This is a genomic window from Methylobacterium platani (genome assembly GCF_001653715.1).
GTDB lineage: Bacteria > Pseudomonadota > Alphaproteobacteria > Rhizobiales > Beijerinckiaceae > Methylobacterium > Methylobacterium platani.
On sequence record NZ_LWHQ01000008.1, the window covers coordinates 34,681 to 48,335 of the forward strand.

General features: G+C 71.1%; 13 protein-coding genes. 9 read left to right on the forward strand and 4 right to left on the reverse strand.

The genetic code is table 11. The features are described from left to right. The first annotated feature begins 28 nt into the window (after positions 1-28). Positions 29-460, forward strand: coding sequence for an HIT family protein (locus tag A5481_RS03580; protein WP_048433565.1), 432 nt, complete (start codon positions 29-31; stop codon positions 458-460). Between the two features lie 164 nt (positions 461-624). On the opposite strand, the gene rpsD is transcribed toward A5481_RS03580, so the two are convergent. The 3 genes from rpsD to murI form a co-directional block, all read right to left on the reverse strand. Beyond that, positions 625-1,242 carry a 30S ribosomal protein S4 gene (gene rpsD, locus A5481_RS03585; RefSeq protein WP_048433566.1) on the reverse strand — a complete coding sequence of 206 codons (618 nt, stop codon included), beginning with the start codon at positions 1,240-1,242 and terminating at the stop codon, positions 625-627. Between the two features lie 216 nt (positions 1,243-1,458). Beyond that, a complete protein-coding gene (locus A5481_RS03590) occupies positions 1,459-2,265 on the reverse strand; it encodes an alpha/beta hydrolase (RefSeq protein WP_053082336.1) in 807 nt (268 codons plus the stop codon). Positions 2,266-2,279: 14 nt separating this feature from the next. Further along, entirely contained in the window at positions 2,280-3,155 is an 876-nt protein-coding gene (gene murI / locus A5481_RS03595; RefSeq protein ID WP_048433568.1) for a glutamate racemase, read from the reverse strand. A gap of 221 nt (positions 3,156-3,376) precedes the next feature. Between murI and egtB the strand changes: the two genes are divergently transcribed. The 4 genes from egtB to A5481_RS03615 all read left to right on the forward strand — a co-directional run bounded on the left by egtB (position 3,377) and on the right by A5481_RS03615 (position 7,155). Next, complete coding sequence (egtB, locus tag A5481_RS03600; protein ID WP_048433569.1) at positions 3,377-4,630, forward strand: ergothioneine biosynthesis protein EgtB; 1,254 nt, start codon at positions 3,377-3,379, stop codon at positions 4,628-4,630. Positions 4,631-4,694: 64 nt separating this feature from the next. Next, positions 4,695-5,681: an L-histidine N(alpha)-methyltransferase gene (gene egtD, locus A5481_RS03605; RefSeq protein ID WP_156311803.1), complete on the forward strand. Its 987-nt coding sequence runs from the start codon at positions 4,695-4,697 to the stop codon at positions 5,679-5,681. A 7-nt stretch (positions 5,682-5,688) separates the two neighbouring features. Then, positions 5,689-6,384, forward strand: coding sequence for a hypothetical protein (locus A5481_RS03610; protein ID WP_048433570.1), 696 nt, complete (start codon positions 5,689-5,691; stop codon positions 6,382-6,384). 51 nt (positions 6,385-6,435) lie between these two features. Then, positions 6,436-7,155 (forward strand): DnaJ domain-containing protein, encoded by a 720-nt coding sequence (locus tag A5481_RS03615; protein WP_197514135.1) that lies wholly within the window; start codon positions 6,436-6,438, stop codon positions 7,153-7,155. 391 nt (positions 7,156-7,546) lie between these two features. Here the strand turns inward: A5481_RS03615 and A5481_RS03620 are convergent, their stop codons facing one another. Next, a complete protein-coding gene (locus tag A5481_RS03620) occupies positions 7,547-9,031 on the reverse strand; it encodes a D-alanyl-D-alanine carboxypeptidase (protein WP_048433571.1) in 1,485 nt (494 codons plus the stop codon). 311 nt (positions 9,032-9,342) lie between these two features. Between A5481_RS03620 and A5481_RS03625 the strand changes: the two genes are divergently transcribed. From A5481_RS03625 to A5481_RS03640, 4 genes are all read left to right on the forward strand, one after another. Then, positions 9,343-9,828, forward strand: coding sequence for a phasin family protein (locus A5481_RS03625; RefSeq protein WP_082173075.1), 486 nt, complete (start codon positions 9,343-9,345; stop codon positions 9,826-9,828). A 275-nt stretch (positions 9,829-10,103) separates the two neighbouring features. After that, positions 10,104-10,481 (forward strand): ATP-dependent Clp protease adapter ClpS, encoded by a 378-nt coding sequence (clpS, locus tag A5481_RS03630; RefSeq protein WP_048433572.1) that lies wholly within the window; start codon positions 10,104-10,106, stop codon positions 10,479-10,481. A gap of 21 nt (positions 10,482-10,502) precedes the next feature. Further along, positions 10,503-12,968, forward strand: a complete 2,466-nt coding sequence (gene clpA, locus A5481_RS03635; protein WP_048433573.1) for an ATP-dependent Clp protease ATP-binding subunit ClpA — start codon at positions 10,503-10,505, stop codon at positions 12,966-12,968. 224 nt (positions 12,969-13,192) lie between these two features. After that, positions 13,193-13,465 carry a hypothetical protein gene (locus A5481_RS03640; protein WP_048433583.1) on the forward strand — a complete coding sequence of 91 codons (273 nt, stop codon included), beginning with the start codon at positions 13,193-13,195 and terminating at the stop codon, positions 13,463-13,465. The last annotated feature ends 190 nt before the right edge of the window (positions 13,466-13,655 follow it).

The following is a 13,655-nucleotide window of genomic DNA, read 5'->3' on the forward strand; positions in this document are numbered from 1 at the left end:
GGCCGGATTGCCACAGGGCTGACCTGCGATGACCGAGACCGCCTACGACCCCCAGAACATCTTCGGCAAGATCCTGCGGGGCGAGATCCCGTGCCACAAGGTCTACGAGGACGCGCACGTCGTCGCGTTCATGGACGTGATGCCCCAGGCCGACGGCCACACCCTGGTGGTGCCGAAGGTCCCGAGCCGCAACCTCCTCGACGCGGACCCCGCCGTTCTCGGCCATCTCTACGCGGCGGTGCAGCGCGTGGCCCGCGCCGCCAAGGCGGCCTTCGCGGCCGACGGCGTGGCGGTCTACCAGTACAACGAGGCGGCGGCCGGCCAAACGGTGTTCCACCTCCACGTCCACGTCCTGCCCCGGCACGACGGCGTCGCGCCGCGCCGGCACGTCGAGGGCATGGCCGATCCGGCACTGCTGGCACAGCATGCGGAGCGGATCCGGGCGGCGCTCGCGGGCTGACCCGGCGGTTTGGCGACGGCGACGGTCCAGGAACGGCCCAGTCCCTCCTCGCCTCGCAGGCGGGAGGGGCCTGGGTCGGTCGCCTGGACGTGCGTCCAGCGTGGAACGCAAAAAAAGCCGCCCTTTCGGGCGGCTTTCCAATTCTCGATCCTGCGTCGCGCGGATCAGCGCGAGTAGAACTCGATGACCAGGTTCGGCTCCATCTGCACCGGGTACGGAACCTCGGACAGGGTCGGCACGCGGGTCATGCGCGCGGTCATCTTGCCGTGGTCGACCTCGATGTAGTCGGGCACGTCGCGCTCGGCGAGCTGGCTCGCCACGACGACGATCTCGAGCTGCTTGGACGACTCCTTGATCTCGATCACGTCGTCCGGCTTGACGAGGTAGCTCGGGATGTTGACGCGCACGCCGTTCACCCGGATGTGGCCGTGGTTCACGAACTGGCGGGCGGCGAACGGGGTCGCGACGAACTTCGAGCGGTAGACCACCGCGTCGAGGCGGCGCTCGAGCAGGCCGACCAGGTTCTCGCCGGAATCGCCGCGCAGGCGGATCGCCTCGGCGTAGTAGCGGCGGAACTGCTTCTCGGTGATGTTGCCGTAGTAGCCCTTGAGCTTCTGCTTGGCGCGCAGCTGCGTGCCAAAGTCGGACATCTTGCCCTTGCGGCGCTGGCCGTGCTGGCCCGGGCCGTACTCGCGGCGGTTCACGGGGCTCTTCGGGCGGCCCCAGATGTTCTGGCCCATGCGGCGATCGAGCTTATGCTTCGCCTGAACGCGTTTCGACATCGCGTGTCCTCTAGAATTGCATCACGTATGAGAGGAACGCGCCCTCCTCCCCCCGAAACCGGGGCGACAGAGCGGCCGTGACGAGCCGCTCGCGGGTGCGCAAAATGCTGCGGGGCCCCGAACCGGAGCCCCGCGAACCGGGCGCTCTTAGGCGACGAAGCGTTTCGGGTCAAGACGCGGGGCCGGAACTCCCGGCCGGAGTCTCACGGAAGGATCTCACGGCGACGGCCGGAACCGCGCCTCGGCCTCGGCGTCCCGGTCGCCCAGGATCGAGACGTGGTCGCCCGGCAGCGGGACGAAGTCGGCGCCGGCGAGCCGCGCGAGGCGCGCGCCGTACTTCTCCGGGATCACCGGGTCGGACTCGCCGTGCACGATCAGGATCGGCACCGCGACGGCGCCGACCGCCCGGTCCGAGCGCCAGGTGTCGGCGAGCAGGCCCGCTGGCAGGAAGCGGAAATGGTGGCGCGCCATCGCGGTCATCGAGTCGAACGGCGCCTCCAGGTAGAGGCCGAGCACGCCGTCGGCCCCGATCCGGGCCGCCACCGCGACCGCGACGGCCGCCCCGAGGGAGTGCCCGTGCAGCAGCACGGGAGCGCCGGGCGCGCGCCTGCGCGCCTCCGCCACCGCCGCGAGCCCGTCGGCGATCAGGCCGGCCTCGCTCGGGCGGCCGGTCGAGCCCGGATAGCCGCGATAGGCCGGCGCCATCACGCCCCAGCCCCGGGCGCGCCACGCCCCTGCGGCGAAGCGCTCGGCATGCCACTCGGGCAGCGAGGCGTTGCCGTGGAAGCTCACCACCACGCCGGCGCCCGGGGCGGGCGGCAGCCACAGGGCGCGCAGGCGCTCGCCGTCCGCCGTCGGCACCGTGACGCCCGCCACCGCGGCCGGCAGGCGCGCGCCCGTCGCCGGCACGGCGTCGCCCTGCCCCGGATAGAGCAGGCCGCGCTGGAACCACCAGAACGCCGCGATCACCGCACCGTAGAGCGCCAGCACGGCGACGAGCAGGCCGGCCGCGATCGTCGTCACCGGCTTGACCGGTCTCACTGCAGCACGAGCGGCACCGCCTCGAGCGCGATCTCGGCGATGCCGCGGTCGCCGAGCGCCGCCCGCAGGGCCGGGGTCAGCCGGTCGCCGGAGGTGAAGGCCGCCAGCACCGGGCCCGGGCCGTCGTCGCCCGGGCCCCGGACCGGGCCGCCGATCAGCTGGGTCATGCGCCGGGCGATCGCCGGAGCCGGATCGATCCAGGTCACCGGCCAGGGGGCGATCGCCTGGTAGCGCGCGAGCAGGAGCGGATAATGGGTGCAGGCGAGCACCACGACGTCGGTGCGCCCGGCCGGCCCCTCGACGAAGCACGGCCCGATCTCGGCCCGCAGGTCGGCGTCGGAGACCGGCAGCCCGGACAAGGCCGCCTCGGCCAAGGCCGCGAGGCCGGTCGCGCCGACGAGCGTCACGGCGCATCCCGCCGCGTAGGTCTCGATCAGGTCGCGGGTATAGTCGCGCTTCACGGTGCCGGGGGTCGCGAGCACGCTGACGAGGCCCGAGCGCGTCGCGGCGGCGGCGGGCTTGATCGGCGGCACGGTGCCGACGAACGGGATGTCGAAGCGCTGCCGCAGGGCCGGCAGCACCAGGGTCGAGGCGGTGTTGCAGGCCACCACCACGAGGTCGGGGGTGTGGGACGCGATCAGCCGCTCCATCACGGCGAGCACCCGCGCCACCAGCACCGGCTCGGCGAGGCCGCCATACGGGAAGGCGGCGTCGTCGGCGGCGTAGACCACCCGGGCGTCCGGCCGGGCGCGGCGCACCTCGGCGAGCACCGTGAGGCCGCCGAGGCCGGAATCGAACACGAGAACCACCGGCGCGCGCGTGAGCGGCGCCCGGGGCGCCGCGGCAGTGCCGGCCATCAGATCGAACCGCATGGGGGATGTGACCGAGAGGCAGGGAATGATTGCCGGGAAGAGTCCGGCGCGATCGTTAAGGCTTGGTCACTGCGGCGGCAAAAAGGCTTCGCTTCTCCCGCATCGCACAGCCCCCGCGTCCATCACCGATCCAAGCTGCGCGGTAACGCCGCGCTGGAGAAACGTGTTCCCCCGACCAACGTTGATCGTGGACGATCAGTCTACGCAAGAGGGACAACCCGATGGCAGCGACCGCGACCGCGCAGGCTCCCGACACGCGCCCCGCCTTCCCTCCGCCGCCCGCCGAGGCCCGTCCGGTCGACCGGGGAGCCTGGATCGCGGCCTTCCGCCACGTCCGTGACGAGACCGAGCGCCGCGCCGCGCCGCTCTCCCCGGAGGACCAGCAGATCCAGTCGATGCCGGATGCGAGCCCGACCAAGTGGCACCGCGCGCACACGACCTGGTTCTTCGAGCAGTTCCTGCTCACCGCCATGGTGCCGGGCTACACCGTCTTCGACGAGCGGTTCTTCTACCTCTTCAATTCCTACTACGTGCAGGCGGGTCCGCGCGCGCCGCGGATCAGCCGCGGCCTCGTCACCCGGCCGACCTGCGACGAGGTCGCGGCCTATCGCGCCCATGTCGACCGGGCCGTCGGCGAGCTGATCGCGGGCGCCTCCGAGCGGCAGCTGCCCGAGATCGTCGGCATCCTCGAGATCGGCCTCCACCACGAGCAGCAGCACCAGGAGCTGATGCTCACCGACATCCTGCACGCCTTCGCGCAGAACCCGCTGCTGCCGGCCTACGACGCGGGCTGGCGCTGGCCGGCCCTGGCGCAGACGCCCGGCCGCGTCGCGCTCCCGGGCGGCGTGACGCAGATGGGGCACGCGGGCTCCGGCTTCCACTTCGACAACGAGGAGCCGCGCCACGACGTGCTGCTGCGGCCGGCAAGCCTCGACCGCGCCCTCGTCACCAACGGCGAGTGGCTCGAGTTCATGCAGGACGGCGGCTACGCCAAGCCCGAGCTGTGGCTCTCCGACGGCTACGTCGCGGCGCAGAACGAAGGCTGGGAGGCGCCGGGCTACTGGCGCCGGGCCGACGGGGTGTGGTCGAGCATGACGCTCGCCGGGTTGAGGCCCGTCGACCCGGCGCTGCCGGTCACCCATGTCAGCTACTACGAGGCCGACGCCTTCGCCCGCTGGGCCGGGCGCGACCTGCCGACGGAAGCCGAGTGGGAGGCGGCCTCCGGTTCGCTCGACGCCGCCTTCGGCCATGTCTGGCAATGGACCCGCAGCGCCTACAGCGCCTATCCGGGCTACCGCCCGCTGCCGGGCGCGCTCGGCGAGTACAACGGCAAGTTCATGGTCAGCCAGTTCGTGCTGCGCGGCGCGTCGGTGGCGACGCCGCAGGGCCACAGCCGTCCGACCTACAGGAACTTCTTCTATCCCCACCAGCGCTGGCAGTTCACCGGCCTGCGTCTATCTCGGTACGGGGAGTGAGGCGCGCGGCGCCTCGACGCGGGCGCCCTTTTTCGGCGCCGAACCGACATCGGAGGATCTGCCCGTGAATGCCCCGATTCCCCATCTCGCGCCCGCCCTGCGCGACGCCGGCATCGACCGGAGCTTCCTGCAGGACGTGCTCGGGGGCCTGAGCGCCCCGAGGAAGCACCTCTCGGCGAAGTACTTCTACGACCGGCGCGGCTCCGAGCTGTTCGAGGACATCACCCGGCTGCCCGAATATTACCCGACCCGCACCGAGCTCGCGATCCTCGACCGCTACGGGCCGGAGATCGGGGCCGGGCTGGCGCCGGGGGCCGCCCTCGTCGAGTTCGGCAGCGGCTCGACCGCCAAGGTCCGGCGGCTGCTGCCGCACCTCTCCGACCTCGCCGCCTACGTGCCGGTCGACGTCTCGGAGGAGTTCCTGCGCAGCGAGGCGGAGGAGCTCGGCCGCGACTTCCCGCATCTCCGGGTCGAGCCGGTCGCCGCAGACTTCACCAAGCCCTTCCCCCTGCCGGACGACCTGAAGGACGCGCCGAAGGCCGGCTTCTTCCCGGGCTCGACCCTCGGCAACTTCGAGCCCGAGCTGGCCGCGGGCCTGCTCGCCAGCTTCGCCCGGACGCTGGGGAGCGGCGCGACCCTCATCGTCGGCATCGACCTCGTGAAGGACAAGGCGGTGCTGGACGCGGCCTACGACGATGCGGCCGGGGTGACGGCGGCCTTCAACCTCAACCTGCTCACCCGCATCAACCGCGAGCTCGGCGCCGATTTCGACCTCGACGGGTTCTCGCACCAGGCCTTCTTCGACGAGAACCTGGGGCGGATCGAGATGCACCTGGTGAGCCGGCGCAGCCAGCTCGTCACGGTCGCCGGGGTGCCGTTCCATTTCGGCTCCGGCGAGACGATCCACACCGAGAACAGCTACAAGTACACGGTGCCGGGCTTCCGGGCGCTGGCCCGCGGCGCAGGCTGGGAGCACGCCCGCGTCTGGACCGATCCGGACGGGCTGTTCTCGGTCCACGCGCTCACCGCCAGCACGATCCGGCGGCAATGATCGCAGGATGAGCGGCCGCGACCTCGACCGGGCGCCGGGCGCCGCGATCGACGCCTTCCTGGAGACGGCGCGGCGGGTCGCCGCGCCGGCCGGCGACGCGCCGCGGCTGATCTTCGCCCTCGATGCCACGATGAGCCGGCAGCCGAGCTGGGACCTCGCCTGCGGGGTGCAGGCCGGGATGTTCGAGGCGACGGCCCGGCTCGGCGGGCTCGCGGTCCAGCTCGTCTACTTTCGCGGGCTCGACGAGTGCCGGGCCTCGCGCTTCGTCGCCGACGCCCGGGCGCTGACCGGCCTGATGCGGGGCGTGGCCTGCCGGGGCGGCCGGACCCAGATCGGACGGGTGCTGCGCCACGCCCGCAACGAGGCCGGGCGCGGGCCGGTCAAGGCGCTGGTGCTGGTCGGCGACGCGATCGAGGAGAGCCTCGACGACCTCTGCGCCGTCGCGGGCGAGCTCGGCCTCCTCGGGCTGCCCGCCTTCTGCTTCCACGAGGGTCCCGACCCCGCGGTCGCCCAGGGCTTCGCCGAGGTCGCCCGCCTCAGCGGCGGGGCAGCGGCGCGCTTCGACTTCTCGGCGCCCGGCGTGCTGGCGGCGCTGCTGCGCGCCGCGGCGATCTATGCCAGCCGGGGACTCGACGGATTGCGCCTGGCCGCGCATGAGGATGCGGCGGCGCGCCGGCTCCTCGCCGGCATGACCGGGGGCTAAGACGGGTTCTTCCCTTGAGCACCACGCGCAACCGAAGGTGACGAACGACGGATGATCGCCCTCGGCCTCGGTGTCCTGGTCCTCGTCGGCCTGTGGTGGCTCGGTCGCAACGCCGCGACGGCGAATCCGGCGCTGCTCGCCCGGATGATCCGGCAGGCCGGCGGCTGGCTGGCCCTGGCGGCGGCGGCCGTCCTGTTCCTGCGCGGACGCTTCGACATGGCCGGCGCGCTCGGCCTCGGCGGCGCCTGGCTGCTCGGCTGGCGCCGGATGCCCGCCTCCCTCCCCTTCGGCCTCGGCCGCGCCGCGCCGCGGGCGAACGCCACCTCGCGGGTCCGCTCGGCCATGCTGGAGATGGAGCTCGACCACGCCAGCGGCGCGATGCGCGGCACGGTGCTGGCCGGTCCGCTCGCCGGCCAGGCCCTCGACGGCCTGGCCCAGCCGCGCCTCGTCGCGCTCCTGGCCGAGTGCCGCGCGAGCGACCCGGACGGCGCCCGCCTGCTAGAGGCTTACCTGGACCGCCGGTTTGCCGGATGGCGCGTAGACGCTCAAGGAGATCGCGACCCGCGGCCGGGCACTGCGGCGCAGCCAGGGCCGATGACGGAGGAGGAGGCCTATCAGATCCTGGGGCTTCAGCGCGGGGCGCCCCTCGAGGAGGTGCGCCGGGCGCATCGGACCCTGATGAAGCGGCTTCACCCGGACCAGGGCGGGTCCGACTACCTGGCGGCCCGCGTCAACGCGGCCAAGGACTTTCTGCTCAACCGACATCGCTGATACTCCACGCGCGTGTCGACGAAGCCGCGGCAGGAACGCGCCGCGGCGGGGAATGTCGTTCTCAGCACCAGAGCATTTTCCGACGAAGAGGATACCGGTTCGTCTCAGAAAATGCGGCAAAATCAGAGACCCAGAGAGCCTCGCGATTGCAACGCGATCGTGAGGTGCTCTCGCGAATTCAGCGCCGGGTCCCCTCTCCCGTGCGGGAGAGGGGTAGGGGTGGAGACGGTTCAGGATCAGGAGCTGAGCGTCGAGCCGCCCGCGCTACGGTCCGCGTTCGACCCGGAACCGTAGCACCCTTAACCCCCCGGCCCCTCTCCCACACGGGCGAGGGGGAACCCGCGCCTTTTCCTGTTGCGGCCAGTCCCTCCCCTCGCGGGAGGCGACATCCCTAGCTTCGCGTCGCGAAGCAGGTGAAGCCGTTGCGCTTGAGCGCGCGGCAGGCGTCCTGCGCGGTCTCGGCCTCCGAGAAGCCCGAGAACCGGGCGCGGTAGAGCGTGGTGCCGCCATGGGTCACCTTCTCGGTGAAGGGCGCCGCCTTTCCGAGCGCGCCGCCGCTGCGCTGGCGCGCCTCGGCGAGCATCGATTTCGCCTTGCCCTCGTCGTCCATGGCGCCGAGCTGGATCACCCAGGGCGAGACCGTGACGGGCTTCGCGGCCGGGGCCACCGCCTCGCGCGGGGCCGGGGCCCGGGCCTCGCCGGGCTCGGAGGACGGCAGGCGCGAGGCGTACTTGCCCCCCGGTGCCGGGAAGGCCGGCGCGGCGGCCGGCGCGTAGGCCTGGGCGCTCGCCGGCACGGCGGCGGCGGCGCTGCGCCACTTCGCCGAGCCCTGCGGGGTCGCCCCGCCGCGCGGCGCGATGTCGAGGGGCTGGCCGGTGGAGTTCGTGGTCTCGACCGCATCGTCCTCGTCGGCCGAGGCGACGAGGGTCCGGGTCGCGACCGGGCGCTCGGCGACCACGGCGGGACGCGGCCGCTCGGCCACCTCGACCACCGGCGGCGCGGTGCGGGCGCCCGCATAGGCGACCGGCAGGTTGGCCCGGACCAGCTTGGTCATGATCGTGTCGCGGCTCGCCACCGACTTGCCGCCGAGCACCACCGCCACGATGTGGCGGTCGCCGATGCGCGCCGAGGTCATCAGGTTGAAGCCCGAATCGCGGGTGTAGCCGGTCTTGATGCCGTCCACGCCCTCGACCCGGCCGACCAGATGGTTGTGGTTGCCGATCACCCGGCCGCGGAAGGCGAAGGAGCGGGTCTGGAAGTAGCGGTAGTATTTCGGGAAGCGGTCCTGGATCGCGCGGGCGAGGATCGTCAGGTCGCGGGCCGTGGTGATCTGGTCGGCGTCCGGCAGGCCGGAGGCGTTGGCGTAGTGCGTGCGCGTCATGCCGAGGGCATGGGCCTTGCGCGTCATCATCTCGGCGAAGGCCGGCTCGGAGCCGGCGATGTTCTCGCCGATGGCGCAGGCGACGTCGTTGGCGGACTTGGTGACGAGCGCCTTGATCCCCTCCTCGACCGTGATGGTCGAGCCCGGGCGGAGGCCGAGCTTCGAGGGCGCCTGCCGGGCGGCGTTGGCCGAGATCTGCAGCGGCGAGTCGAGATCCATCTTGCCGCGCTCGAGCTGCTCGAACAGCAGGTAGAGCGTCATCACCTTGGTGATCGAGGCCGGGTGCCGCAGGGCGTCCTCGTTGACCGCGTGCATCACGCGGCCGGTCTTGGCGTCGACCACCATCGCCGCGTAGGGCGGGTTGTAGCCCCCGCCGCCGCCGTGATGGACGCGCCGGCGCGCCTCGGCGGGCGAGGCGGTGAGCGCCGTCAGCACCGCAGCGGCGGCGAGCACGGCCGGCAGCGCGGGTCCAGATTGGCCGTGAACGCAACGCATCACGCAACTACCCCGTTGGACTGTAGAGGGCGCCCGCGACGAGGGCGGCACCCCGGACCGCCGGCGCCCGGCGGGACGGCCTGGCGCAGCGGCATCACTGTCAAACAGGCTAGGCAGGCGCGGTTACGCCCCGGTTAATTCCACGCAACCTCCGACGCTCGAATTCTCCGCTTTGTGCGCTGCACAACGGCTCTTGACGAATTTTGTGCAGTGCACATATTGCCCGCAGCGGAGCGCGACGCGCGGGCGCCCCGCATCGCCCTTCACGCCGCGCGAAGAGGGGGCGCCCGTCTGCGGGCGCCGGCGACACCATGAACCAGCAGAACATCAGCCAGCAGGTCGAGAAGCAGGCCGAGGCGGCCCAGAAGTTCGGCAAGGACGGCATGGACGCGATGCTGCGCAGCTTCGGCACCCTGTCGAAGGCCAGCCAGGCGATCGCCGTCGAGGCGACCGACTTCGCCAAGCAGTCCTTCGAGCACGGCACCGCCACCCTCGAGAAGCTCGCCGGCGTCCGCTCGCTCGACAAGGCGCTCGAGATCCAGGCCGAGTACCTGAAGGCCTCCTACGAGCGCACCGTCGCCCAGAGCCAGAAGATGACCGAGCTCTACACAAACCTCGCCAAGGAGATGGCGAAGCCGTTCGAGGGCATCGTCACCCAGGCCCAGCAGCAGGCCTCGAAGTTCCAGGACCAGGCCTTCAAGGCGCAGGGCCGCGCCTTCGAGCAGGCCAAGGACGGCCTGAACAAGGCCCAGGACGAGGCCGGCAAGACCTTCGACGCCGCCAAGGACGCCGCGTAAGCATTGGACGGGCGGCCGGCCCGGCCGCCCTCGCCACGACCTTTTCCAGCGGCCGGCACGGTTCTCCCGTGCCGGCCGCGTCGCGTTCCGGGGTCGGCCCCGCACGACAAGAGCGCGCAGCCGACTGGCGAAGCGCCGACTCGGCCTATAGATTAGGCTCGGCACCGGCAGCCGACGTGATAGGCTGCCGCCCGCGACGCCACACGGACCCTTTCGCCAGACGGAGGGCCGGTGCGGCTCGGCGCGGTCGCCAGAGCGAGGTCGGTACGATTCAGATGGCTCAGGTCCCGAGGCAGGGCGAACCCTCCACCAGGCCGGTCGCGGCCAATCCCCGCGCCCCCGGCAACGGCGACGGGCGATCGGGAACCGCCGTGATCACGCGGACGAAGCCGCGCACCAAGCGGCCCAACCTCTACCGCGTGCTGCTGCTCAACGACGACTACACGCCGATGGAATTCGTCGTCCACGTCGTGGAACGATTCTTCAACAAGTCGCGTGAGGACGCGACCCGCATCATGCTGCACGTCCATCAGAACGGCGTCGGCGAGTGCGGCATATTCACCTACGAGGTCGCCGAGACCAAGGTGACGCAGGTCATGGACTTTGCTCGGAAACACCAACATCCTCTGCAATGCGTCATGGAAAAGAAATAGGCACCAGCTAAGAGGCCCGCTTTGCCCAGCTTCTCACGCAGCCTTGAACAAGCTCTCCACCGCGCCCTGGCGCTGGCCGGCGAGCGCCGACACGAATACGCGACGCTCGAGCATCTCCTGCTCGCCCTGGTCGACGACCAGGACGCGGCCGCGGTCATGCGGGCCTGCAACGTCGACGTCGACCTGCTCAAGCGCAACCTCGTCGAGTACATCGACACCGAGCTCGCCAACCTCACCGGCGACGGGCGGCAGGACGCCAAGCCGACGGCGGGCTTCCAGCGCGTGATCCAGCGCGCGGTGATCCACGTGCAGTCGTCAGGGAGGGAGGAGGTCACCGGCGCCAACGTGCTGGTGGCGATCTTCGCCGAGCGCGAGAGCCACGCCGCCTACTTCCTGCAAGAGCAGGACATGACCCGCTACGACGCGGTCAACTACATCAGCCACGGCATCGCCAAGCGCCCCGGCCTGTCCGAGGGCAAGCCGGTGCGCGGCGCCGACGAGGAGGGTCCGACGGAGCGTCCGAGCGGGGCCGAGGACGAGCGCGGCGGCCAGAAGAAGAAGGGCGACGCCCTCGACGCCTATTGCGTCAACCTCAACAAGAAGGCCCGCGAGGGCAAGATCGACCCGCTGATCGGCCGCGAGAACGAGGTCCAGCGCACGATCCAGGTGCTCTGCCGCCGGCAGAAGAACAATCCGCTGCTCGTCGGCGATCCCGGCGTCGGCAAGACCGCGATCGCGGAAGGCCTCGCCCGCAAGATCATCCAGCACGAGGTGCCGGAGGTCCTGGCCGACGCGACGGTCTTCTCCCTCGACATGGGCACGCTGCTCGCCGGCACCCGCTACCGCGGCGACTTCGAGGAGCGCCTCAAGCAGGTGATGAAGGAGATCGAGGCGCACCCGAACGCCATCATGTTCATCGACGAGATCCACACGGTGATCGGCGCCGGTGCGACCTCGGGCGGCGCGATGGACGCCTCGAACCTGCTCAAGCCGGCGCTGGCCTCGGGTGCGCTCCGCTGCATCGGCTCGACCACCTACAAGGAGTACCGCCAGTACTTCGAGAAGGACCGGGCGCTGGTGCGCCGCTTCCAGAAGATTGACGTCAACGAGCCGTCGATCCCGGACGCGATCGAGATCCTCAAGGGCCTGCGTCCGTCCTTCGAGGAGTTCCACAAGCTCAAGTACACGACCGAGGCCGTGAAGGCCGCGGTCGAGCTGTCGGCCCGCTACATCAACGACCGCAAGCTGCCGGACAAGGCGATCGACGTGATCGACGAGACCGGCGCCTCGCAGATGCTGGTGCCGGAGGGTCGCCGCAAGCGCACGATCGGCGTGAAGGAGATCGAGGCGACCATCGCCACGATGGCCCGCATCCCGCCGAAGACCGTCTCGAAGGACGACGCGGAGGTGCTCGCCCACCTCACCGACAACCTGAAGCGGGTGGTCTACGGCCAGGACGCCGCCATCGACGCGCTGACCGCGTCGATCAAGCTCGCCCGGGCCGGGCTGCGCGACCCCGACAAGCCGATCGGCGCCTACCTGTTCGCCGGCCCGACCGGCGTCGGCAAGACGGAAGCCGCCAAGCAGCTCGCCTCGAGCCTCGGCGTCGAGATGCTGCGCTTCGACATGTCGGAATACATGGAGCGGCACACCGTCTCGCGGCTGATCGGCGCCCCTCCGGGCTATGTCGGCTTCGACCAGGGCGGCCTCCTCACCGACGGCATCGACCAGCACCCGCATTGCGTTCTGCTGCTCGACGAGATCGAGAAGGCCCACCCGGACCTGTTCAACATCCTGCTGCAGGTGATGGATCACGGCAAGCTGACAGACCATAACGGCAAGCAGGTCGATTTCCGCAACGTCATCATCATCATGACGACGAATGCGGGTGCGGCCGACCTCGCCAAGGCGGCGTTCGGCTTCACCCAGAACAAGCGCACCGGCGACGACCAGGAGGCGATCAACCGCCTGTTCGCCCCGGAATTCCGCAACCGCCTCGACGCGACCGTGTCCTTCGGCCACCTGCCGAAGGAGGTGGTGGCCAAGGTCGTCGACAAGTTCGTCCTCCAGCTCGAGGCGCAGCTCGCCGACCGCAACGTCACCATCGAGCTGTCCGACGAGGCGCGGGACTGGCTGGTCGAGAACGGCTACGACGAGGCCATGGGCGCCCGCCCGATGGCCCGCCTGATCCAGTCGACCATCAAGACCCCGCTCGCCGACGAGGTGCTGTTCGGCAAGCTCAAGGACGGCGGCGCGGTCCGGGTGATCGTCAAGCGGCCCGAGGGCGAGAAGCCGAGCCTCGGCTTCGTCTTCCCGGCCGGCCCGGTGACGCCGCGGCCCGAGAAGGACGTGACCATCGCGGCCAAGAAGGCGGCGAAGAAGCAGAAGCGGCCCCGCGCCGCGCCGAAGAAGCCGAAGGACGGCGGCTCGGGCGATGGCGGCGGCGGTGTCCGGACCGTGCCGAAGGTGCCGCTGGTCCGGGCCTGAGCCCAGCCGGATCGAGGGCTACCCCCTCGATCGCGGATCGAGGGCTACCCCCTCGATCCGGGGCCGGCTCCCGTGTATGAGGCTCATCGAGACGCGCGCATCCCGGCGGGACCTCCCCGCCGGGATGCGCATTTGAGGCCTCGGCATCCCCGGCGGATCGCGAGGCCCGGTGATGGATGCGCGAGGGCACGCCCTTCTGCGCCGAGAAGCGTGAGACGATCCCCATGAGCGGCGATCTGAACGAAGGGCCCCTCGCCCCGGCCGCGACCGTGGCCCCGCCTTCCCCCAAGCCGACCCGGCGCGAGCAGCGGCGCCAGCGGCGCCGGCGCCGCAAGATCGGCGAGGAGATCCTCGCCTGGATCCTGGTGCCGGTGATCCTGTTCGCCGGCTACTGGGCGGTCAATTCGAGCCTCGCCTTCTTCGGCACCACGCCGAGCGCGGTGTTCGACCAGCTCAAGCAGGTGAAGACGGCGCTGGAGAAGCGGGAGACGCGCTAGATCGGGGTTTCCGGACGCGCGGCGTCCAGGACGAGGAAAGGATGGTTCCCTCTCCCTCTCAGGGGCGCTCGCGTTGCGAGGCACGGTCGCAAGGGATTTTTCTTTCCCGTCCGCGACCTCATCCTGAGCGCCTGCTGAAGCGCACGGTACACGACACCGCGACCTCGGCCCGACCATAGGGGCGGACGAT

Coding starts and splice junctions, on each gene's coding strand:
- A5481_RS03580 (WP_048433565.1), top strand. CDS start 29: ATGACCGAGACCGCCTACGACCCCCAGAACATCTTCGGCAAGATCCTG.
- rpsD (WP_048433566.1), bottom strand. CDS start 1,242: ATGTCGAAACGCGTTCAGGCGAAGCATAAGCTCGATCGCCGCATGGGC.
- murI (WP_048433568.1), bottom strand. CDS start 3,155: ATGCGGTTCGATCTGATGGCCGGCACTGCCGCGGCGCCCCGGGCGCCG.
- egtB (WP_048433569.1), top strand. CDS start 3,377: ATGGCAGCGACCGCGACCGCGCAGGCTCCCGACACGCGCCCCGCCTTC.
- A5481_RS03610 (WP_048433570.1), top strand. CDS start 5,689: ATGAGCGGCCGCGACCTCGACCGGGCGCCGGGCGCCGCGATCGACGCC.
- A5481_RS03615 (WP_197514135.1), top strand. CDS start 6,436: ATGATCGCCCTCGGCCTCGGTGTCCTGGTCCTCGTCGGCCTGTGGTGG.
- A5481_RS03620 (WP_048433571.1), bottom strand. CDS start 9,031: ATGCGTTGCGTTCACGGCCAATCTGGACCCGCGCTGCCGGCCGTGCTC.
- A5481_RS03625 (WP_082173075.1), top strand. CDS start 9,343: ATGAACCAGCAGAACATCAGCCAGCAGGTCGAGAAGCAGGCCGAGGCG.
- clpS (WP_048433572.1), top strand. CDS start 10,104: ATGGCTCAGGTCCCGAGGCAGGGCGAACCCTCCACCAGGCCGGTCGCG.
- A5481_RS03640 (WP_048433583.1), top strand. CDS start 13,193: ATGAGCGGCGATCTGAACGAAGGGCCCCTCGCCCCGGCCGCGACCGTG.